This window comes from Acinetobacter sp. YH12255 (assembly GCF_013417355.1).
GTDB lineage: Bacteria > Pseudomonadota > Gammaproteobacteria > Pseudomonadales > Moraxellaceae > Acinetobacter > Acinetobacter pseudolwoffii.
This window is the reverse complement of record NZ_VPEC01000120.1, coordinates 1-1,251: the sequence shown is the minus strand read 5'-3', so window position 1 is coordinate 1,251 and position 1,251 is coordinate 1. Positions and strand designations below refer to the sequence as shown.

Here is a 1,251-nt window from a genome sequence, read left to right as displayed (position 1 = left end):
GACCGCCCACACAAATAATGGTGGATTTCATCCATAACAATAAAGACTTATATGGTGTTGATGCGATTTGTAGGATTTTACCGATCGCAGCTTCAACCTATTACCGAACTTTAGATCTCGCTGACAAGAGATGGCTCCGTAAATTTGAACAACACCTATAAGTGATAAAATTGCTGGTTCAGTTATTTGGGGTAACTGTTCTAATAACCAGTCTGGTAATTTTTTTAATTCAGTCGGTTGCATTTTTAGTTATCCTATTTTTAATAATTTCAACTTGTTACATACGTTACACAACATAATTTATGCAAGTTCAGTATAAGGAACCCGGCGCAAGTACAAAGATTTTTGACATAAACTGATCACACTTATATTCATCACAAGACATAAAAAAGAGCGCACGGAGCGCTCTTGATGCGAGCTTTTAAAGCTCAGCTGAACTTTTCGGGACTTCATACCGGATATAAGACGCAAATGTCAGGTAATTAATCCCCTGAAATAAAATATCAATCGCCAGAAACAGGCCCAGGACCCAAAACGGTGCATCTGGGGATTGCAAAATCACAATCCCTGCCAGCAGGGTCAAGATGCCTGAAAATAAAGTCCAGCCCCATCCACCCAGAGCGCGAAACAAAAGGCTATTCAAGATCCGGATGATACCTGCAATAATTAGAATAATCGCCAGAATATGGGTCAGGACCACCGCGGTCTGTAGCGGTGTACTGAACGCATAATATCCGGCAAGCAAGTATAAAAGACCGAATAAGGCCCAGAACCAGCGAAAACCGCCATGAAAAATTTTAAATGCAGCAACAAAATGCAGAATCCCGCCGATCATCATCAGTACGCCAAACATGAATACCACGGACAAGGTTGCAAAGGGTAAAGTCGCTAGCAAGACCAGACCAAAAATCACTAGTAAAATGCCCAGCCCCAGATACCATTTTCGCTTTTGATGCAACTGACTACGTACCAAGTCATTGCCTACTGTTTTCATCTTTTCTTCTCAAGTGATGTCTTATTTGACTGATCATACTTTAAAACTTGATTGGCTTTAGAAGAATCTTACGTTTCCTCTTGCATAAAAAAATAAAATTATGTTTTAGTAGCCGATTAACATCGATATAAAGAGGTGGTCCCACTTGTTTGAACAACTAAAAGCTTATTTATAAGTGATATTCTGCTCTAGTTAAGCTACCTTATTTTGTTGTGGTAGCTGGTCATAGTAAAACTCATCTGGAGTCATTTTGTCCA

At 39.6% G+C, this 1,251-nt stretch carries 1 protein-coding gene and 1 pseudogene; one reads left to right on the top strand and one right to left on the bottom strand.

Features of this window, described 5'->3' with window-relative positions; all coding sequences use genetic code 11:
• Positions 1-125, top strand: a pseudogene (locus FTV30_RS16070) (IS3 family transposase); the annotation flags it as partial.
• Positions 126-421: 296 nt separating this feature from the next.
• On the opposite strand, the gene FTV30_RS16065 reads toward FTV30_RS16070, so the two are convergent.
• Positions 422-994, bottom strand: a complete 573-nt coding sequence (locus FTV30_RS16065; protein ID WP_159139015.1) for an HdeD family acid-resistance protein — start codon at positions 992-994, stop codon at positions 422-424.
• Positions 995-1,251 lie beyond the last annotated feature (257 nt).

What these genes read in the sequence shown, in the direction of transcription:
- FTV30_RS16065 (WP_159139015.1), bottom strand. Translation starts at nt 994, where the DNA reads ATGAAAACAGTAGGCAATGACTTGGTACGTAGTCAGTTGCATCAAAAG.